Here is a 20,109-nt window from a genome sequence, read left to right on the forward strand (position 1 = left end):
CGATGGGCGCTTCGCAGCCCGGCGGGCCGTCGCTTCCGCAGGAGCGCCGGCTTGTCACCGCCATCCCCGGCCCCAAGTCCGTCGAGCTGATGGAGCGCCGCAACAAGGCCGTGGCCCGCGGGGTCAGCACGACCCTGCCGGTGTTCGTCACCCGTTCCGGCGGCGGCGTCGTCGAGGACGTCGACGGCAACTCGCTGATCGACTTCGGCTCCGGCATCGCCGTGACCAGCGTCGGCAACAGCGCCGAGGCCGTGGTCCGCCGCGCGACCGAGCAGCTCCAGCGGTTCACGCACACCTGCTTCATGGTCACCCCGTACGACTCGTACGTGGCCGTCGCCGAGCAGCTCAACGAGCTGACCCCGGGCGACCACGAGAAGCGCACCGCGCTGTTCAACTCGGGTGCCGAAGCGGTGGAGAACGCGGTCAAGATCGCCCGCGCCTACACCAAGCGCACGGCGGTCGTCGTGTTCGACCACGGCTACCACGGCCGGACGAACCTGACGATGGCGCTCACCGCGAAGAACATGCCGTACAAGGAGTCCTTCGGCCCGTTCGCGCCCGAGGTCTACCGGGTGCCGGTGGCGTACCCGTTCCGCTGGCTGACCGGTGCGGAGAACTGCGCCGACGAGGCCGCGGCCGCCGCGATCGACGCGGTCACCAAGCAGATCGGCGCGCACAACGTCGCCGCCGTGGTCATCGAGCCCATCCTGGGCGAGGGCGGCTTCATCGAGCCGGCCAAGGGCTTCCTGCCGAAGATCGTGGAGTTCTGCCGCGAGAACGGCATCGTGTTCGTCGCGGACGAGATCCAGACCGGCTTCTGCCGCACCGGCGAGTGGTTCGCGTGCGACGACGAGGGCATCGTCCCGGACCTGATCACGACCGCCAAGGGCATCGCGGGCGGCCTGCCGCTCGCCGCGGTCACCGGCCGCGCCGAGATCATGGACGCCGCGCACGCGGGCGGCCTGGGCGGCACCTACGGCGGCAACCCGGTCGCGTGCGCCGCGGCGCTCGGCGCGATCGAGACCATGCGCGCGCACGACCTCAACGGTGCCGCGCAGCGCATCGGCGAGGTCATGAAGGGCCGCCTGAACACGATCGCGGAGAAGAACCCGGCGATCGGCGAGGTCCGCGGCCGCGGCGCGATGATCGCCATCGAGCTGGTCAAGCCCGGCACCAAGGAGCCCGCCGCGGACTACGCCGGCGCCATCGCCAAGGCCTGCCACGCCGAGGGCCTGCTGGTCCTCACCGCGGGCACCTACGGCAACGTGCTGCGTTTCCTGCCGCCGCTGGTCATGCCGGAGCACCTGCTCGTCGAGGGCCTCGACATCCTGGAGAAGGCCATCGCGCAGGTCACCGCCTGACGTCCGGCGCACACCCGCGGCCGCGGCCCCCTACCGTCTTCGGGGGCCGCGGCCGCGGTCGTTCCCGGGCCTTGCCGATGCCGCTCTCGCACGGATTTTGTGTACGGGCGCCGAAAACCGGGCCGGCCGCGGGCTCCACGCCCTGGGTGCAACCGCACGTCACGTGGTGCCGGGCTCGCCGATGTGCAGCCCGTCGACCGCGTCCCAGCCGCACAGCCGCAAAATGCGGAGCATCTGCCGGGAGGCGCCGACGAGGACCAGGCGGGCATCGCGTCGGGCGAGTTCCGCGGCGCCCTCGACGACGACGCGGAGACCCGCGACGTCGATGAAGGCGAGGCGGTGCACGTCGACGATCACGTCGGCGCCGTCGCGGGCCACGGAACGCAGCGACTGCCGCACGATCTCGACGTTGGCCAAGTCGACTTCGCCGTCCAGGCGGATGCCGCGCGGCTTCGCCGTGCGGACCACGCGGAGCTGGCGGTCGCTGGTGATCACCACACCGATGCCGGTGTCGGCGCCCGCATGGTGCTCGCGGTGGGCGGGGCGCGGAGTGCCGCGCGGCTCGGTGAAGCGGGCGTCGCGCAGCGGGGTGTACGCCGTCGTGAAGCGGCGGGCGCGGGCCGACGCGGCAGGTGTCGCGGAGGACGGCACCTGCGGTGCTGTGTGGTGCGTGGCGCGGTGTGTGGGATAGCCGGACTCTTCAACCACCTTGGAACCCTACCTTTGCGAACCGACGGCGGGCGGGCTCGGAGGACCGTGCGCTGACGTCACGTCGCCCAACCTCGGGCGGTTCAACGCCCGGTGTGCCCCCTCGTCGGTCCGGGCCTCCGTCGTGCGGAGAACCGGTTAGCCCGTGCTGTGACGCCGCTCACAATCCGGGGCTGACACCGTACATCCACAGCGGCTGACAACGCCAGAGCCCGGGAGGCAAGAGATCCGCCACGGCACGCCAGGGGGAACCAGGGGGAATCACAGGGAGGGTCCGGAGGCGGCTTTCGGCACCGGTCCGGCCGGGTACCCGCAGCCGCGGCGGCACGGGGACGACGGCCAAGCAAGGACGCACAGCGCGAAGGGCGTGGAGAAGGTGTGCAGGGATTGTGTCGAAGGACGCGAATCGGGAACTCGGGCGCGCCCGTTCCACGTATCTTCGAGTGAGATGCACGCGAGGACCCCAGATGCCGGACCCGGCACACCCCCCCGTTCCGGGCCCGGCCGACCCCAGGCCGGCCTTGAGCAAGCCGGCCGCCGCCGCCCCGGGACAACGCCCCCCGTCCCGGGGCGGCGGCCCTCCCCGGTCCGCCGCCCGCTGCTGGTCCCCGGCCTGCTGCTCGCCTTCCTGGTCTTCCTCACCGTCCAGGTGCTCGCCGCTGCCGGACCGCTGATCCCGCTGGACAGTGCGGTCCGCGACGGCATGCGCGACCTGGCGGCGACGCAGGGGTTGTCGTGGCTCGACGGCCCGATGCACGCGCTGGCTGACTTGGGCGGCCCGCTGCAGGCCGGCTCGGTACTGCTGGTGTGCGCGCTGGCAACGGGCTGGATCGCGCACCGCCGGGCGATGGCCGCGGAGACGGAACAGCCCACGGACGCGCGCGGGCCGGAGGCAGGCGACGCAGCCGTGGCCGCCACCGAGCCGCACCAGGCGCCGCGGGCGGAAGCCTCGGCCGCCCTGCCCCCGGCGTCACCACGGGGACCCGCCCCCGCCACCCCGTCATCCCCCGGCACCGCGGCCCTCACCCGCCTCTACGTCGCCGTCGCGGCGGCCGTCGGCGCCGTATCCGCGATCGTCATCGGCGGGAAGATCGTCATCGCCCGGCCCGGCCCCGGCGAGCACGAGATCGCGCGCGGCGAGTGGGGCTTCTTCCCGTCCGGGCACACCGCCACCTCCGCGATCTGTCTCGGCGCCGCGGCGTTGCTGCTCGGGACGGTGCTCGGCCCGCGGGCCCGGCGCCGGGTCTACGCGGGGGCGGTCGTGCTGTGCGCGCTCGTCGGCTTCGCCTTGCTGTGGTGCGACTACCACTGGCTCGGCGACGTGCTGGCGAGTTGGACGCTCTGCGGCGTGGCGTTGTGGGCGGCCGCGCGGTTCACGCCCGTCGACCGTCCGGCGGCAGAAACGTTCGCCCCGGAAACCGGCGGCACCGGCAGCACCCGCGCCACCGACTGACCGCCGCTACGTCCTCAGCTCCCCCGCCCGCTTCGCCGTCTCCTCCAGCGCCGCGTGGAACCCGCGCATCGTCTCCTCGACGATCTCGCCCGCCGGCCGCACCGCGTCGACCAGTCCGACCGACTGCCCCGCCGACGCCAGCGACGCCTCCATGTCGCCCTCGAAGTAGAGCCGCTTCACCGCCGCCAGCGACCCGCCCGCCGGTCCGCCCGCGGCCGCGAGGCCGCTCGAGTAGTCCGTCTTGAGCACCCGCATCGTCGGGCTCCCCGACCGGTTCACCACCACGGTCCCGGTCTCGTCGGCCGTCACCACGGCCTGCTTGTAGTTCCCGTGCACCGGGCTCTCCGCACTCGACAGGAACCGCGTCCCCATCTGCACCGCCTCGGCGCCGAGCGTGAACGCCGCCGCCATGCCGCGGCCGTCGACGATCCCGCCCGCGGCGATCAGCGGCAGGTCGGTGAGCGCCCGGACCGCTTGCAGCAGCACCAGCAGCGACACCTCGTCGGGGTTCTTGAACCCGCCGCCCTCCGCGCCTTCCACCACCAGGCCGTCGACGCCCGCTTCCACGGCCTTGCGGGCCGCGCGTACCGACGGGACGACGTGGTACACCGTCAGGCCGTGCTCCTTGAGCATCGGCAGGTAGCGCGTCGGGCTGCCCGCCGACGTGGTGACGAACCGGACCCCGGCGTCGGCCACGTACCGCACGAGGGTGTCGTCGCGCAGGAACATCAGGGGCAGGTTCACCCCGAACGGCAGCCCCTCCGCGACCATCGCGTCGATCTCCGCGCGGCACGCGTCGACCTCCCCGGAGGAGGTCTCGATCATCCCGAGGCCGCCCGCCCGGGAGACGGCGGCGGCGAGGCGGGAGCGGGCTATCCAGCCCATGGGCGCCTGGACGATCGGGTAGCGGGCGCCGGTGTGGGCGAGGACGCGGTTGGCCATGGCGCGGACCGTACCGCGACGGGCCCGCGGGCTGAAGATCCACTGCCCGGGCGATCCCGTTCCGCCACCGGCCGGTCACACCCGGAACACAACCGCTCAGCCTCCGGTATCACACCGGTAACGGAGGTCTCACACTGCGGGAAAATTTCCGCATCAACTACTGCGGATTCCTTGGGCGTCGACGGCCTGAGACAAAGGAAACTGACGTCGGGTCAGGCGGAAGCCTTCGGAATCAGTTGTTGACGGCATCTTGACGCCCAGGCGAACGGGAGCTTTCATTACGCAGCAACTTGCAGACCCGGCCGCCGATCAGCGTCGCTCGCTCCGGCCCCGTCTTGCTCCCGTCCCGGAGGCGATACTCGCACCCCCTGTTGGATCAGGAATGCGCCCATGGCTGAAGCAACACTCCCCACGGTCGATGCGGGTACCCCCCAAGCCTCCGTCGGGCCCCAGCTCCACGACGGCGCGCCGAAGCCGCTCAAGCGGTCTCTCGGCGTCGTCGGCGGCACTCTGCTCACCCTGTCCTGTCTGACGCCGGCCTCGTCGCTGTTCGTCATCGTGCCCGGCATGTACGCCGACCTCGGCACCGGCACCCCGCTCGTCCTGATCATCGCCGCGCTGCTGTGCGTCGGTGTCGCGTTCTGCTACTCCGAGCTGGGAACGATGGTCCCGAGCGCGGGCGGCGAGTACGCGATGGTCGGCACGCTGATGGGCCGGTTCGCGGCCTGGATCGCGTTCATCGTCGCGGGCATCGTCGTCATGGTCGTGCCGCCCATCATCGCGATGGGCACGGGCGACTACATAGGTTCGATCGTCTCGCTCGACGACAACGGCCTGAAGTGGGCCGGCGCGCTCGTCATGATCGGCGCGATGGTCATGGGTCTGCTCGACCTGCGCGCCAACGCGTGGGTGACCGGCATCTTCCTCGGCCTCGAGGTGATCGCCGCCGCGATGGTCGCGTTCCTCGGCTTCGGCAACACGGACCGCCCGGTCGGCGACCTGGTGCACGCGAAGACGCTGACCGAGTCGGGCGGCATGAGCCCGGTCTCGACCGCGATCCTCATCTCCGGCCTGGCGATGGCGCTGTTCGCCCTCCAGGGCTTCTCCACGGCGGTCTACCTGGCCGAGGAGATGGAGCAGCCGCGCCGCACCGTGTCCCGCACCGTGCTGTGGACGCTGGGCATCGGCGCCGCGATCCTCATCATCCCGACGATCGCCATCACGCTGGCCGGCGGCGACATGAAGGCGCTGACCGACGGCGACCTGCCGACCCTCATCGAGGGCTGGAGCAACCACGGCGTCGCGACGTTCATCAGCCTGTGCATCGCACTCGCGATCATCAACGCGGCGATCGTCATGGTCATCCAGAACTCCCGCGTGCTGTACGCATCGGCGCGCGACCGGGCCTGGCCGGAGCCGATCAACAAGGCGTTCGGCACCGTCAACCGCTTCGGTTCGCCGTGGGTGTCGACCCTTGCGGTGAGCATCCCGGGCGCCGTCCTGTGCTTCGTCGACCTGACGCTGCTCAACGCGGTCACCGGCGTCGCCGTGACGCTGCTCTACCTGCTGGTGGCCGCCGGTTCGCTGGCCGCCCGCCGGGCGCACCACAAGCACACGCCCGCGTGGCGGATGCCGCTGTGGCCGGCCGTGCCGGTGGTCCTGATCGGCGCGCTGGTCTACATCATGGTCGAGCTGTTCAAGGACGAGCCGAAGGCCGTGTACGTGACGCTCGGCATCATCGCCGCGGCCGCCGCCTACTGGGGCGCGTACCTGTACCCGCGCCGCCACAGCCGCTGGGTCATCACCCTCGCCGACGAGGGCGCCGACCAGAGCTGATCCGCAGGAACGCGTAGGGCCCGGCGAGACGAACTCGCCGGGCCCTACGGGCATTTCCGGGTATTTTACGGCAGAGGCGCGGCAGCGGGAACGTGGCCGGAAATCAGCCCTCGACCATCAGCGCGCGCAACTGCGCCTGCTTCTCCGGTCCGAAGCCGAGCCCCTCGGCCAGGTAGGCGTCGAAGCCGCCCCAGTGGGTGTCCATGACCTCCAGCGCGCCGCGCAGGTACTCCTCGCGGACCTCCAGGAAGGGCGCGAACAGTTCGGCGATCTCCGGGCGCATGGCGACCTTGTCGGCGTTGGGCGCGTAGCGCTTGGCCGGGTCGTTGCTCTCCAGGTAGTTCGCCACGATCTCGGCGTCCGCGACGCCGCAGATGCGCTGCACGAGCGCGGCGGCGATGCCGGCCCGGTCCTTGCCCGCCGAGCAGTGCACGACGGCGGGGAGGCCGTCGGCGAGCAGCGCGTCGAGCAGCGCCGCGTGGTTGTCGCGGCGGCTGACCACCTGGTCGCGGTAGTCGCGGCCGATCATCGCCTCGGCTTTGCCGTCGCCGAGCCGGTCGCGGATGACGACCGGGTCGCCGCCCTTGATGTCCGACCAGAAGTCCGAGTGCCGCGCGGGGTCGGTCATCGGCAGGTTGATCCGGCGGGCGCCGTCGGGGAGGTGGCCGGCGCCGTCGAGTTCGATGTCGGCGGGCGAGCGCAGGTCGACGATCAGGCGGATGCCGAGGCCGTCGAGGACCTTGCGGTCGGCGTCGGTCGGTTTCGCCAGGTGTCCGCTGCGGTAGTAGCGCCCGGCCCGGATCCGGCGGCCGTCGGCGGTCGGGAGACCGCCGATGTCGCGGAAGTTGCGGACGCCTTCGAGGGCCGCGATGCCGTCCTCGGCATCCGCGTGCTGCTGGCCCACACGTGCTCCTCTCACCCGCCCGGGTGGTGCGGCTCCCGGCGGGCCGATCATCTGACGGGTTGTCACGGCATGGTGCCATCGGGCCCGTGCAAGCGGAACGGCCGCACTACGCGAACGTCCGGCGTTTTCGGCGGGATCCGCCCCCGGCTCCATACGCCTGAGTATGGTAACCGCGTCGGGGGATACGACGGAGCCCCGCCGGACGACGCCTTTGGCGTCCGGCGGGGCTCCTGGAATCCGCGGGAAGGGTGGATCAGCCGCGCGGAGTCACTTCGGGGTCACAGCACATGCGGCGACTCAGCTGTTCGTCGGGAAGCCGAGGTTGATGCCGCCGTGGCTCGGGTCGAGCCAGCGCTGCGTGACGACCTTGCCGCGCGTGAAGAAGTGCACGCCCTCGAGGCCGTACGCGTGGGTGTCGCCGAACAGCGAGTTCTTCCAGCCGCCGAACGAGTAGTACGACACCGGCACCGGGATCGGCACGTTGATGCCGACCATGCCGACCTCGACCTCGTTCTGGAACTTGCGGGCCGCGCCACCGTCGTTGGTGAAGATCGCGGTGCCGTTGCCGTACGGGTTGGCGTTGATGAGCGCCAGGCCCTCGTCGTACGAGTCGACGCGGACGACCGACAGCACCGGGCCGAAGATCTCGTCGGTGTAGACGGACATCTCCGGGGTGACCTTGTCGAACAGCGTCGGGCCGAGCCAGAAGCCGTCCGTGGTGTCGTCGCCGTCGATGGCGTGCGTGCGGCCGTCGACGACCAGCTCGGCGCCTTCCTTGACGCCGGCCTCGACGTAGGAGATCACCTTGTCGGCGTGCTGGCGGGTGACCAACGGGCCCATGTCGGAGGTGGCGTTGCAGCCCGCACCGACGCGCAGGCCGGCCACGCGCTCCTTGATCTTGCCGATCAGCTCGTCGGCGATCGGCTCGACGGCGACCAGCGCGGAGATGGCCATGCAGCGCTCGCCCGCGGCACCGAAGCCGGCGTTGACCGCGGCGTCGGCGACCAGGTCGAGGTCGGCGTCCGGGAGGACCAGCATGTGGTTCTTCGCGCCGCCGAGCGCCTGGACGCGCTTGCCGTAGCCCGTGCCGTTCTCGTACACGTACTTGGCGATCGGGGTCGAGCCCACGAACGACACGGACTTGATGTCCGGGTGCTCGAGCAGACGGTCGACGGAGACCTTGTCGCCGTGCACGACGTTGAACACGCCGTCCGGCAGGCCGGCCTGCTTCCACAGGTCGGCGAGGAAGTTCGCGGCCGACGGGTCCTTCTCGGACGGCTTGAGGACGACCGTGTTGCCCGTCGCGATGGCGATCGGGAAGAACCACATCGGGACCATCGCCGGGAAGTTGAACGGCGAGATGATCGCGACCGGGCCGAGCGGCTGGCGGATCGAGTAGACGTCGATGCCGGTCGAGGCCTGCTCCGAGAAGCCGCCCTTCTGCAGCTGCGGGATGCCGCACGCGAACTCCACGACCTCCTGGCCGCGGGCGATCTCGCCGAGCGCGTCGGAGTGCACCTTGCCGTGCTCTTCGACGATGATCGCGGCCAGCTCGTCCTTCTTCGCGTTGAGCAGCTCGCGGAAGCTGAACAGCACCTGGGCGCGCTTGGCGAGCGACGCGTTGCGCCACGTGCCGAACGCCTGCGTGGCGGCGGCGACCGCCTGGTCCACGTCGGTCACCGAGGCGAAGTCGACCGTGCCGGTCACCTTGCCGGTGGCGGGGTTGTAGATGTCGCCGCGACGCTCGGCCGTGCCGGTCCACGCGGCGCCGCCGATCCAGTGGGTTACGTGCTTGCTCAAGGGGAGGCCTCCGGGAACGGCAGCCAGGCACGAGGGCCGGCGGCGAAATGTCATACAACGGGGCGCCTCGTCATAAGGCCGCACCCTATGTACGCCAGTCTCTTCGCCACCGGCCCTCGACTCAACCTGCACCCTGTCGGCCGTTGACCCGTTCGCCTTACAAACCGTCGAACAGACCGGTACCCGGCCCCTCGGGCGTCACCCCGCGGCGGGCAGCCTCAGCTGTCGAAGCCCATGCCCGCCTTGTCGAGCGCCCGCAGCCACAGGTTGCGCTTGCCCTCGTTGGCGTCCGCCCGGGTCAGCGCGCGCTGCGTCAGCTCGATGCCGATCCACCGCGCGGGCTCCGGCGGGAACGGGATCGGCTTGGTCTTGACCATCTTCAGCTCGGTGCGCTCGGTCGACTTGCCGTCCAGCTTGTCGAGCATGACCTCGGCACCGAACCGGGTCGCGCCCACGCCGAGGCCGGTGTAGCCCATCGCGTACGCGACCTTGCCCTTGTAGGCGGTGCCATAGAACGCGCTGAAACGGCTGCACGTGTCGATCGCGCCGCCCCACGTGTGGGTGAAGCGCAGGCCTTCGAGCTGCGGGAACGTCTCGAAGAAGTGCCCCGCCAGCTTGCGGAACGTGGCCGGGCGCTGGTCGTGCTCCGCCGACACCTTCTGGTTGAAGTCGTAGACCGCGTCGTAGCCGCCCCACAGGATCCGGTTGTCCTCGGACAGCCGGTAGTAGTGGAAGTGGTTGGCGCTGTCGCCGATGCCCTGGCGGTTCTTCCACCCGATCGAGTCGAGCTGCTCGGGGGTGAGCGGCTCGGTCATCATCGCGTAGTCGTAGACGGGCACGACGAAGTTGCGCAGGCGCTTGACCAGGTTCGGGAACACGTTCGTGCCGAGCGCGACCCGGCCGGCGTAGAGGCGGCCGTAGCCGGTCTCCAGCACCATGCCCGCGCCGTGCGCGGCGATGCTGTCGACCTGGGTGTACTCGTAGATGCGCACGCCCAGCTTCAGGCACGCGGCCTTCAGGCCCCACGCGAGCTTGGCCGGGTTGACCATCGCGCAGCCGTCCTTGTCGAAGACGCCCGCGTGGTACGTCGGCGACTTGACCTCGGCCTGCATGGCGTCGCGGTCGAGGAAGACCTGGTCCGCGCCGTACTTCCGGGCGATGTCGACGCTCTCGCGCAGGTCATCGACCTGGTAGGCCGCCGTGGCCACGGCCAGTTCACCGGTGCGCTCGAAGGCGCAGTCGATGTCGTACCGCTTCACGGCCGCCTCGATCTCGTCGAGGTTGATCCCGCCGAGACGCTCGAGCTGCGCCATCTCGTCGGGCCACCGGTCGAGACCGTTCCACAATCCGTGAGTGAGGCTCGCGGCGCAGAAGCCGCCGTTGCGCCCGGACGCCGCCCAGCCGATCTCGTTGCCCTCCACGAGGACGACGTCGCGCGACGGGTTGCGCTCCTTGGCGATGAGGGCCGTCCACAGGCCGGAGTACCCGCCGCCGACCACCGCGAGGTCGCAGTGCTCGTCGTCGATCAGCTTGGGCAGCGCTGCCGGCTTGGCGGGGTCGTCGAGCCAGAACGGCACGGGTGCGGCGTCCGCGAGGGACCGGGTGGGATCCAGAGAGGTCGCGGGATCCATCGGTTTTCCACCACTCTTCGAGGATTTTCGGAGGTTACTTCACGAAGCTTTCTGCTTCGCTTTTCGGTTCGTCCGCGCTTGGCCGACGATGACGATCGCGACGGCGATGAAGAACATCGCCGACCCGATCACGTTGATCTGCGGCGGGGTACCCCGCTGTGCCGCGCCCCACACGAACATGGGGAACGTGACGGTGTCACCGGAGTTGAAGTTCGTGATGACGAAGTCGTCGAACGACAGCGAGAACGCGAGCAAGGCGCCCGCGCCGATACCCGGGGCCGCGATCGGCAGGGTGACGCGCAGGAACGTCTGCGTCGGCGACGCGTACAGGTCCTGTGCGGCCTCCTCCAGCTTCGGGTCCATGCCCAGGACGCGGGCCTTGACCGCGACCACCACGAAGCTGAGGCAGAACATGATGTGCGCGATCAGGATCGTCCAGAAGCCGAACGAGATGCGCATGTTGAGGAACAGCGTGCCGAGCGAGGCGCCCATGACGACCTCGGGCATCGACATCGGCAGGAACAGCAGCGTGTTGGTGAAGCCGCGCCCGCGGAAGCGGTAGCGGCCGAGCGCGAACGCCACCGCCGTGCCGAGCACCGTCGCGCCGATGGTCGACAGGACCGCGATCTCCAGCGAGGTGATCAGCGAGTCCTTGATGCCCGCGACGCCGAAGGGGTCCTTCCACGCGTCGAGGGTGAAGCCGTTCCAGGTGTAGTTGAACTTGCCGTTCGGGTTGTTGAACGAGAACAGCAGGACGACCAGGTTCGGCAGCGTCATGTACGCGAGCGCGAGGATGCCGAACAGGGTGACCGCGTTGTTGCGAAGCCAGCGCATCATCAGACGAGGTCCTCCGTGCCGGCCTTGCGGATGTACGCCGACACCATCAGCACGATGAGCAGCATCAGGATGAACGACAGTGCCGCCGCGGTCGGGTAGTCGAGCACGCGGAGGAACTGCGTCTGGATGACGTTGCCCGCCATGCCGGTGTCGGGCGAGCCGAGCCACGCGGCGTTGACGTAGTCGCCGGACGCCGGGATGAAGGTCAGCAGCGTGCCGGACACGACGCCGGGGAGCGACAGCGGGAAGGTGACCTTGGTGAAGGTGGTGCGCGGGTTGGCGTACAGGTCGCCGGCCGCCTCGTGCAGCCGCGGGTCGATGCGCTCCAGCGAGGCATACAGCGGCAGCACCATGAACGGCAGGAAGTTGTACGTCAGTCCGCAGATCACCGCGAGCGGCGTGGCCAGCACGCGGTCGCCCTCGGTCAGCCCGAGCGTCGCGGTGACGTCGGTGAAGTGCAGCGTGTTGAGGACGTCGACGACGATGCCGTTGTCGGCGAGGATCGTCTTCCACGCGAGGGTGCGCACCAGGAAGCTGGTGAAGAACGGCGCGATGACGAGGACCAGCCACATGCCGCGCCACTTGCCGGCCTTGAACGCGATCGCGTAGGCCAGCGGGTAGCCGATGACGAGGCACAGGATCGTGGCCGCCGCGGCGTAGCCGAACGAGCGCAGGAACTGCGGGTAGTAGTCCTGGAACGCGTCCCAGTACGTGCCCCAATGCCAGGTGAACTCGTAGCCCTTCTCCAGACCGCCGGTCTGCAGGGAGGTTCCGCCCTGCACGAGCATCGGGATCAGGAAGAAGACGACGAGCCAGACCATGCCGGGCGCGAGCAGCGCGTACGGCACCCACCGGCCGCGCTTGGGCGGGTCCTTCAGCTCACCCCCCGCACCTGCGGCCTTCTGCGGAATCGCGCTCACGCCGGAACCTCCGCCGGTTCCGGCGCGAGGCCGAAGCCGTGGTCGGGGTTCCAGTCCAGGACGACCGGGGCGCCCGGCACGAGGCGGGCGTCGCGTTCCATGTTCTGCTCGAACACGGTCAGTTCCTGGTCCCACGGCATGCGCACGGTGTACTGCGTGGACACGCCGATGAAGCTGGAGTCGACGATGACGCCGCCGCCGAGCGCGTTGCGGTTGCCGCCGTCCTTGGTTCCCTTGACGGCGTCCGCAGCGTCCTGGTGGCGTATGGAGATCTTCTCCGGGCGTATGCCCATGACGAGCAGGTCGTCCTCCGCGGCGGCCCGCGCCTTCGGCAGCGCCATGCGGGTGCCGCGCACGTCCAGCGTCAGGTAGCCGTCGCTCGTGCCGGTGACCCGGGAATCGAGCAGGTTCGACTGGCCGAGGAAGTTCGCCACGAACTTGGTGCGCGGCGATTCGTACAGCTCGGTCGGCGAACCCATCTGCTCGACCACGCCGCCGTTCATGACCGCGATGGTGTCGGCCATGGTCATGGCCTCTTCCTGGTCGTGGGTGACGTGCACGAACGTGATGCCCACGTCGGTCTGGATGCGCTTCAGCTCGAGCTGCATCTGACGGCGCAGCTTGAGGTCGAGCGCGCCGAGCGGCTCGTCGAGGAGCAGCACCTGCGGGTGGTTGATGAGCGCGCGGGCAACCGCCACGCGCTGCTGCTGGCCGCCGGAGAGCTGGGCGGGCTTGCGCCCGGCCAGGTGGCCCAGCTGGACGAGGTCCAGCATCTCGGCGACCGGCGCGGCCACGTCCTTGCGGCCCTTGCGGCGCAGGCCGAACGCGACGTTCTCGGCGACCGTGAGGTGCGGGAACAGGGCGTAGTTCTGGAAGACGGTGTTGACCGGCCGCTTGTAGGGCGGAAGTCCGGTCACGTCCTGGCCGCCGATGAGCACCTGTCCGCTGCTCGGCTGTTCCAGGCCCGCGATCATCCGCAGCGTGGTCGTCTTGCCGCACCCGGATGCACCGAGGACGGCGAAGAAGGACCCTGCGGGGATCGTCAGGTCGAGGGGCTGGACGACGGTGTTGCTGCCGAAGCTCTTGCTCAGGCCCACCAGATTGACGTCGCCGGAGGCGCCGGCCCGCTGCTGCTCGTTCATGGTTCCTTTGGGCAGCACGAGGACCGCCCGCGCCGGGCGGGCGGGCCTGCGTGCCGGGGACATCACCGTGGCACGCCCGGCCGGCCCGGCCGGGCGTATCAGCGGCGCAAACGGACGATTACCGGTCTCCGAAGATCGTGCGGTGCCAGTCCTTCTCGGCAACCGCGGTGATGTCGTACATCACGTGCTTGACGTTGGTGTACTCGTCGAACGAGTACTGCGACATGTCCTTGCCGAAGCCGGAGGCCTTGTAGCCGCCGTGCGGCATGTCGCTGATGATCGGGATGTGGTCGTTGACCCAGACGCACCCGGCCTGGATCTCGCGGGTGGCGCGTCCGGCCCGGAACACGTCCCGCGTCCACGCGGAGGCCGCGAGGCCGTACGGGGTGTCGTTGGCGAGGCGGATGCCCTCTTCGTCGCTGTCGAACGGCAGCACGACGAGCACCGGGCCGAAGATCTCGTCCTGGACGATCTCCGCGTCCTGGGCCACGCCGGTGACCAGCGTGGGGCGGTAGAAGGCGCCGTCGGCGAGGGCCCCGCCGGGGGCCTCGCCGCCCACCACGATCTTGGCGCCGTAGCCGCGGGCGCGGTCCACGAAGCCGGCGACGGACTCCTGCTGGCGGCGCGAGACCAGCGGGCCGTTGTCGGTGGAGGGGTCCATGGTGTCGCCGTGGCGGACCGCGGCGTACAGGTCGGCGACGCCCTCGACGAAGCGGTCGAACAGCGGGCGCTGCACGTAGGCGCGGGTGGCCGCGGTGCAGTCCTGGCCGCTGTTGATGAGCGACGCGGCGACGGCGCCGTGGACCGCGGCGTCCAGGTCGGCGTCGTCGAAGACCACGAACGGGGCTTTGCCGCCCAGTTCGAGGTGCATGCGCTTGACGGTCTGGATGGCGACCTCGGCGACGCGCTTGCCGACCCCGGTGGAGCCGGTGAACGAGATCATGGACACGTCCCGGTGCGCCATGAGGTGCTCGCCGACGGTGCGGCCCTTGCCGGTGACCACGTTGACGACGCCGTCGGGCATGCCCGCGTCGGCGCATGCCTGGGCGAACATCAGCGAGGTCAGCGGGGTGATCTCGGCCGGCTTCAGGACGATCGTGTTGCCCGCGGCGATGGCCGGGAGGATCTTCCAGGCGGCCATTTGCAGCGGGTAGTTCCACGGCGCGATCGAGCCGACGACACCGATCGCCTCGCGGCGGATCGCCGAGGTGTGGTCGGCGCTGTACTCGGCGGAGGCCTTGCCTTCGAGGTTGCGCGCGGCGCCCGCGAAGTAGGAGACGTTGTCGATCGTGCCGGGCACGTCGAACTCGGTGGTGAGCCGGATCGGCTTGCCGGCCTGCGCGGTCTCGACGGCGGCGAACTCGGCGGCGCGCTCTTCGAGGATCGCGGCGAGGCGGTTGAGGGCGCCCGCGCGGTCCGCCGGGGTGGCCCGGGACCACTCCGGGAACGCGTTCGTGGCGGCCGCGACGGCGCTGTCGACGTCCGCGGTGTTCGCGAGCGTGACGGATTCGACGACCTGCCCGTTGGCCGGGTTGGTCACGTCGAACGTCTCGCCGGACGATCCGGGCCGCAACCGGCCCCCAATGAACTGGTGACCTTCGGCGAAGTCCTGCATGCGGCCCTCCAGAGGCTCGGTTGACTCCGTGCGCGAATCCGGCAGGGGCCGGTCTCAAACAGCCCAACCCGGCGCGATCCTGGACCACCTGGACGGATGGTCTCCTCAGAATCGACCGCCTTGCTCGATGGATTCCGTCGTCTGATGCCATTCTGGCTGATGGATCCATCGGATCGGCACGTGTTCCGCGTCAGCGTAGGACGATGCCTCCCCGGCACCCGGTGCCGCAACTGCCACGGCGACAGGCCAGGGCCGGGCAGATTTACACATCGGAAGGCCGGGGTGCCGGATTTGCGGTAGCGGGGACACGTAGGGCGGGTGCCGGGTATCCCCGAGAAACCTGCCACCATGGAAGTGGTGCGCCCCTGCGCATTTACAGTTTGCGGAGGTAGTACAGGTGTTTCCCACGGTCGCCGACGTCGTCGCGCTCGATGCCGTCCGCCGCGGCATGCCCCAGGTCGTTGCCGGTGAACGCGGCCTGTCCCGGCCGGTGCGCTGGGTGCACATCAGCGAGCTGCCGGACGCCGCCAAGCTGCTCCGCGGCGGCGAGCTGATCCTGGCCACCGGCATCGCCCTGCCGGAGGACCGCGAGGGCCTCCAACGCTACGTCCGCGACCTCGCCCAGGTCGACGCCGCGGGCCTGGTCATCGAGCTGGGCCGCCGGTACGCCGACCAGCTGCCGCGCGCGCTGGTCGCCGCCGCCGAACAGGTCGGCCTCCCGGTGGTCACGCTCCGCCACGAGACGCACTTCGTCGGCATCACGGAGGCCGTGCACGGCCTGATCATCGACGCGCAGCTCGCCGAACTCCAGGCCTCCGAAGCGGTGCACCAGGCGTTCAACGAGCTGGCCGTCGAAGGCGCCGAGCCGGCCGACGTGGTCCGGCAGGCGTCCCGTATGTCCGGCCGCCCGGTCGTGCTGGAGAACCTCGCCCACCAGGTCCTCGCCTACGACGCCGCCGGCATGCGCCCGGAATCGCTGCTCGACCACTGGGAGAACCGCTCCCGGCAGGTCCGCCTCGCCTCCCGGACCGGCTTCGACGACCGCACCGGCTGGCTGGTCACCATGGTCGGCGCTCGCGGCCACGACTGGGGCCGGCTGATCCTGGTCGGTGAAGGCACCGCTCCCCCGCAGCAGCAGAGCATGCTCCTGGAACGCGCCGCCTCCACCCTCGCCCTCAACCGGCTCGTGGTGCGCGACCGCGAAAGCCTCGAACGCCAGACCCACCGCACCCTGCTGTCCGGCATCCTCACGCACTCCTACACCGTCGCCGAAGTCACCCTGCGCGCCCGCGCGTTGGGCGTGAACCTGGAAGGCCGCCGCCTGGTCGGCGTGGTGCTGCGGCTGCGCCGCGGTGTCACCCCCGCGGCCCTCGAATCGCAGGCCCGGCTGCGGGACTTCACCGAGACCGCGGCGGCCGCGGTCCGCGAACGCCGGGTCCAGGCCCTGGTCGGCGGCCTCGACGACGACAGCGTCGGGCTGCTGATAGCGCTGGGCGCACAGGACACCGAAGACGCCGCGCTGGAGGGCTTCTCGGCCGCGCTGCGCAAGCTGGCGCCGGACTTCGCCGCCGACATCGTCATCGCGGTCGGATCGTCGGTCGGCGCGGTCCGCGACGCCCGCCGGTCGCTGCTGGAAGCCACCCAGGTCGCCGACGCCGCGCTGCACCAGGGCGGCGGCGCGCCGTTCTACCGGCTGCCCGACGTGCGGCTGCGCGGCCTGCTGCACCTGTTGCGCGACGACGCACGGCTGCAGACCTACGTGGAACGCGAATTGGGCCCGCTGCTGGCCTACGACGCGCAGCACGGCACTCAGTTGGTGCAGATGCTCGGCGTGTACCTGGAAAACGGCCGCAACAAGTCGGCGGCCGCGGACGCGGCGCACCTGTCACGGCCGTCGTTCTACGAACGGCTGCACCGGATCGAACGGGTGCTGGCTGTGGACCTCGACCAGGTGGAGAGCTGCCTGTCGCTGCATGTGGCGTTGCTGGGGCTGGAGGCGCTGCGGCGGTGAGGGGTGGGGGCGGCGGTGGGCCGCCCCCTTCGCTCGTGTGGTCCCGGTCGCGCTTGCGGTTCAGGCTGCCTGGGTCGCGCCGGTTCCCGCATTCCCGGTGTTCCCGGTGTTCCCGGTGTTCCCGGTGTTCCCTGCGGGCGTGATGCTCTGGAGCGCCCACTGGAACAGGGGTTCGTCGCGCTGCCAGGTGCTTTCGTCGGCGAAGACGTCCACCTCGACGTACACGCCGTTCGCGATGTAGGCGGCGAGGATCGCATGGCGGGCCACACCCGCCTCGGTCCACGTCGACTCCCACACCACGCCGCGCTGCCCGCGGATCGTGCGTTCCTCGAACAGCACGCGCTGATAGTTCGCCAGCACCGCGGTGGCCTTGCCCTCGCGGTCGCGCCAGACGCCGAGCAGGTCGTTGGTCTGCTGGAACGCGGTGCGCGCGTACAGCGTCGTGCGGCCCGCGGGGTCGGTGTAGCCGACGGTCTGGTCCTGCTCGTTGCGCTTCCAGCCCTGCGGGACGGGCCACGAGAAGCGGCCGTTCTCGGTGGCGGTGTTCACCGGTGTCCCGGCGGGGGCGGCGGAGGCTGCCGCCACCGGGTACGCGGGCGACGTCGGTGCGGCCGAAGCCGCCTTGGTCGGAGGCGGGTTCGTCGCCGCCGTGGCCGGCGCGGCGTTCGTCGGGGCCGGGCTCGACGACTTTCCGACGTCGTTCTTCTCCCCGTCGCCGCCCGACGACAGGACCGCGGTGGCGATGACCGCCGCGACGGCCAGCGCCGCGGCGGGCAGCACCACGACACGGCGGCGCCACCATGCACGGGCGGGGCGGTCGGGTCCGCCGCCGCCCGGCTCGCTGCCCGGGGCGTCGCCCGGCCCGGAGTCGGGTCCGCCGGGTGATCCACCGTCCGGGAGACCGGCGGACGTGAGCGGCTTGGTGGCGCCCGATCCGCTCGTGCCGGTGCCGCCGTTCGTCCCGGTGCCGCTCGGCGGCGGTGCGGGAACCCGCGGCAGCACGTCGGTCGGCGCCGCGGCCGCGCTGACCGTGGCATCGGCGTCGAGCACGTCGGAGGTCCCGCGGTTCGCTCCCGGCGCGTCGACCGCTCCGGGCGCGGCGGCCCCGGCGGGAGCCCGCGATGCGGCGCCCGCGCCGCCGAACGACACGACTTCGGTCGCGGCGGCCGCGATGCCCGGCACCCCGCCGGTGCCGGGGACTTCGGGCAGCGGCGCGTCGGGCATCAGGCGGCCGGGCGGGGGGCCTGCGGGGCTCCCGGTCGGGCTGCCGGTCGGGCTCCCCGTCGGGCTTCCGGCCGGGCTTCCGGTCCGTGCGGTGACTTCCACGGTCGGATCGGCCGCATGCCGGCGGGCGTCCTCGGACAGCACGGCTTCGAGGGTGGCCATCACCTCGGCGGCCACCGGACGCGTCTCCGGGTCGCGGCCGAACAGCGCGCGGATCAGCGGCTCCATCGGGCCGGTCTCCGGCGGCACTTCGGGTTTCGCGATGACGATGGCCGCGAGCGTCGCGACCGGGGTCGACCGGCGGAACGGCGAACTCCCGGTCACCGCCGCGCACAACGTCACGCCGAGCGACCACAGGTCGGAGGCCGGTCCGGCGTCGTCGCTCTCGATGCGCTCGGGCGCCATGAACTCCGGCGATCCGACGATGGCGCCGGTGCCGGTCAGCCCGCTGGTGCCTTCCAGCGCGGCGATGCCGAAGTCGGTGAGCACGGCATGGCCGTCGGCTTCGATCAGCACGTTGCCCGGCTTCACGTCGCGGTGCAGGACGCCGTGCTGGTGCACGGTGCGCAGCGCGCGGGCGATCTGCACGCCGATCGCGGCGGCGTCGCGCGGGGTGAGCGGGCCGTCCTCGGCGAGCACGGTGTCGAGGGAACGGGCGTCGAGCAGTTCCATGACGATCCACAGGCGGTCGTCGTCCTCGACATAGTCGTACACCCGCACGACATTCGGATGATTAATTCGCGCGGTGGCGCGCGCTTCCCGCAGCGACCGCTCGCGGCGATTTTGATCCTCGGCCCCGTGGCCGAAACTGATATTCAGGACTTTCGCGGCAACCGGCCGGTCGAGCAGCTCGTCATGGGCCCGCCACACGGTGCCCATGCCGCCACTGCCGATAACCCCCACCAGCCGATATCGGCCACCGACCACGTGCCCGCCCTCACCGCTCGCCCACCCGCCCGGCATCGCCCACCCCCAGCCCCCGGAAGCGGCCCCGCGATCGACCCTCGATCGGGTGAAGCCACACCCTGGGAACCCCGTCAGAATTTCCGGCGGTCCATGGTAAAACAAGGCGACACGGCCGACGGATAATGACCGGCGATAAAAGGATCACATTCCAGGATCGGTCATCCGGCCATTTCAGCGGAGGGGGCTGCGCGTGGACATCCCACGCACACTTCGATCATTGCGAGCGCAACCACCCATTCGATCGTTCGCTTCCGCGATCCGATCGGAAAGCGGCCGGAAGGTGGCAGTTGTTGTCGCTTTCCCGATCGGTTTGGCGCTGACCTTGCAGGCCGGGCTCGCGCTCGGCGCCCCGTCGACGTCCGGCGGGCGGTCCACGACCGGGGTGGGGGTCGGGGTCTCGGTGAGCATCGGCGCCGGCGGGGAGGGGTCCGGCGGCCACGAAGGGTCCGGCGGGCACGAGGGATCCGGCGGGGAGGGGTCCGGCGGGCACACCGGGCACAGCAAGTCGCCGTCGGCGTCCGCGTCGACATCGAAGCCGGGGCATGGCGGGTCGCCATCTTCGTCGCGGTCGCCGTCTTCGTCGACGTCGAAACCGGGTGGGGGGGAGTCGTCCGAGTCACCGTCCGGTTCACCGAAGCCGTCGACGACGAGGCCGACGAAGAGCGGATCGCCTTCGGCGAGCCCGTCCGCCAGTCCGTCGGCGGGCCCGTCCAAGACCACATCCACGCCGACGCCCAGCAAGTCGCCCACGGGGACGGG

The 20,109-nt window shown here is 70.9% G+C and carries 15 protein-coding genes; 4 read left to right on the forward strand and 11 right to left on the reverse strand.

The features are described 5' to 3' along the window. Positions 1-2: 2 nt before the first annotated feature. Positions 3-1,361 carry a 4-aminobutyrate--2-oxoglutarate transaminase gene (gabT, locus tag ABEA93_RS26660; RefSeq protein WP_345678325.1) on the forward strand — a complete coding sequence of 453 codons (1,359 nt, stop codon included), beginning with the start codon at positions 3-5 and terminating at the stop codon, positions 1,359-1,361. 159 nt (positions 1,362-1,520) lie between these two features. Here the strand turns inward: gabT and ABEA93_RS26665 are convergent, their stop codons facing one another. Next, positions 1,521-2,069, reverse strand: coding sequence for an STAS domain-containing protein (locus ABEA93_RS26665; RefSeq protein WP_345678326.1), 549 nt, complete (start codon positions 2,067-2,069; stop codon positions 1,521-1,523). Between the two features lie 448 nt (positions 2,070-2,517). Between ABEA93_RS26665 and ABEA93_RS26670 the strand changes: the two genes are divergently transcribed. Beyond that, positions 2,518-3,522 (forward strand): phosphatase PAP2 family protein, encoded by a 1,005-nt coding sequence (locus ABEA93_RS26670; protein ID WP_345678327.1) that lies wholly within the window; start codon positions 2,518-2,520, stop codon positions 3,520-3,522. Between the two features lie 6 nt (positions 3,523-3,528). Here ABEA93_RS26670 and ABEA93_RS26675 read toward each other — a convergent pair whose 3' ends face one another. After that, entirely contained in the window at positions 3,529-4,464 is a 936-nt protein-coding gene (locus ABEA93_RS26675) for an NAD(P)H-dependent flavin oxidoreductase (RefSeq protein ID WP_345678328.1), read from the reverse strand. A 390-nt stretch (positions 4,465-4,854) separates the two neighbouring features. Between ABEA93_RS26675 and ABEA93_RS26680 the strand changes: the two genes are divergently transcribed. Beyond that, positions 4,855-6,300 carry an APC family permease gene (locus ABEA93_RS26680; protein WP_345678329.1) on the forward strand — a complete coding sequence of 482 codons (1,446 nt, stop codon included), beginning with the start codon at positions 4,855-4,857 and terminating at the stop codon, positions 6,298-6,300. A 103-nt stretch (positions 6,301-6,403) separates the two neighbouring features. Here the strand turns inward: ABEA93_RS26680 and ABEA93_RS26685 are convergent, their stop codons facing one another. From ABEA93_RS26685 to ABEA93_RS26715, 7 genes are all read right to left on the reverse strand, one after another. Continuing rightward, a complete protein-coding gene (locus tag ABEA93_RS26685; protein WP_345678330.1) occupies positions 6,404-7,204 on the reverse strand; it encodes a tyrosine-protein phosphatase in 801 nt (266 codons plus the stop codon). Positions 7,205-7,501: 297 nt separating this feature from the next. Beyond that, entirely contained in the window at positions 7,502-9,004 is a 1,503-nt protein-coding gene (locus tag ABEA93_RS26690; protein ID WP_345678331.1) for a CoA-acylating methylmalonate-semialdehyde dehydrogenase, read from the reverse strand. A gap of 218 nt (positions 9,005-9,222) precedes the next feature. Next, positions 9,223-10,635 (reverse strand): NAD(P)/FAD-dependent oxidoreductase, encoded by a 1,413-nt coding sequence (locus tag ABEA93_RS26695; RefSeq protein ID WP_345678332.1) that lies wholly within the window; start codon positions 10,633-10,635, stop codon positions 9,223-9,225. A 39-nt stretch (positions 10,636-10,674) separates the two neighbouring features. Further along, positions 10,675-11,469, reverse strand: coding sequence for an ABC transporter permease (locus tag ABEA93_RS26700; RefSeq protein ID WP_345678442.1), 795 nt, complete (start codon positions 11,467-11,469; stop codon positions 10,675-10,677). Between the two features lie 2 nt (positions 11,470-11,471). Further along, the gene (locus ABEA93_RS26705; protein WP_345678333.1) at positions 11,472-12,392 is read right to left on the reverse strand and encodes an ABC transporter permease; all 921 of its coding nucleotides are present in this window, start codon (positions 12,390-12,392) and stop codon (positions 11,472-11,474) included. Continuing rightward, on the reverse strand, positions 12,389-13,534 hold the full coding sequence (locus ABEA93_RS26710; RefSeq protein ID WP_345678334.1) for an ABC transporter ATP-binding protein: 1,146 nt from the start codon (positions 13,532-13,534) through the stop codon (positions 12,389-12,391). Before ABEA93_RS26710 ends, ABEA93_RS26705 begins: the two co-directional genes overlap by 4 nt. Before the next feature lie 118 nt (positions 13,535-13,652). Continuing rightward, complete coding sequence (locus ABEA93_RS26715; protein ID WP_345678335.1) at positions 13,653-15,149, reverse strand: gamma-aminobutyraldehyde dehydrogenase; 1,497 nt, start codon at positions 15,147-15,149, stop codon at positions 13,653-13,655. A gap of 397 nt (positions 15,150-15,546) precedes the next feature. Between ABEA93_RS26715 and ABEA93_RS26720 the strand changes: the two genes are divergently transcribed. Continuing rightward, a complete protein-coding gene (locus ABEA93_RS26720; protein ID WP_345678336.1) occupies positions 15,547-17,160 on the forward strand; it encodes a PucR family transcriptional regulator in 1,614 nt (537 codons plus the stop codon). A gap of 60 nt (positions 17,161-17,220) precedes the next feature. On the opposite strand, the gene ABEA93_RS26725 is transcribed toward ABEA93_RS26720, so the two are convergent. Together ABEA93_RS26725 and ABEA93_RS26730 are read right to left on the reverse strand one after the other, a co-directional pair. After that, the gene (locus ABEA93_RS26725; protein WP_345678337.1) at positions 17,221-19,347 is read right to left on the reverse strand and encodes a serine/threonine-protein kinase; all 2,127 of its coding nucleotides are present in this window, start codon (positions 19,345-19,347) and stop codon (positions 17,221-17,223) included. 174 nt (positions 19,348-19,521) lie between these two features. After that, complete coding sequence (locus ABEA93_RS26730; RefSeq protein ID WP_345678338.1) at positions 19,522-20,100, reverse strand: hypothetical protein; 579 nt, start codon at positions 20,098-20,100, stop codon at positions 19,522-19,524. Between the last annotated feature and the right edge of the window lie 9 nt (positions 20,101-20,109).

The organism is Yinghuangia aomiensis, assembly GCF_039542225.1.
In the GTDB taxonomy this organism is placed as follows: domain Bacteria; phylum Actinomycetota; class Actinomycetes; order Streptomycetales; family Streptomycetaceae; genus Yinghuangia; species Yinghuangia aomiensis.

Coding starts and splice junctions, on each gene's coding strand:
- ABEA93_RS26715 (WP_345678335.1), bottom strand. CDS start 15,149: ATGCAGGACTTCGCCGAAGGTCACCAGTTCATTGGGGGCCGGTTGCGG.
- ABEA93_RS26710 (WP_345678334.1), bottom strand. CDS start 13,534: ATGAACGAGCAGCAGCGGGCCGGCGCCTCCGGCGACGTCAATCTGGTG.
- ABEA93_RS26680 (WP_345678329.1), top strand. CDS start 4,855: ATGGCTGAAGCAACACTCCCCACGGTCGATGCGGGTACCCCCCAAGCC.
- ABEA93_RS26670 (WP_345678327.1), top strand. CDS start 2,518: ATGCACGCGAGGACCCCAGATGCCGGACCCGGCACACCCCCCCGTTCC.
- ABEA93_RS26695 (WP_345678332.1), bottom strand. CDS start 10,635: ATGGATCCCGCGACCTCTCTGGATCCCACCCGGTCCCTCGCGGACGCC.
- gabT (WP_345678325.1), top strand. CDS start 3: ATGGGCGCTTCGCAGCCCGGCGGGCCGTCGCTTCCGCAGGAGCGCCGG.
- ABEA93_RS26700 (WP_345678442.1), bottom strand. CDS start 11,469: ATGCGCTGGCTTCGCAACAACGCGGTCACCCTGTTCGGCATCCTCGCG.
- ABEA93_RS26725 (WP_345678337.1), bottom strand. CDS start 19,347: ATGCCGGGCGGGTGGGCGAGCGGTGAGGGCGGGCACGTGGTCGGTGGC.
- ABEA93_RS26675 (WP_345678328.1), bottom strand. CDS start 4,464: ATGGCCAACCGCGTCCTCGCCCACACCGGCGCCCGCTACCCGATCGTC.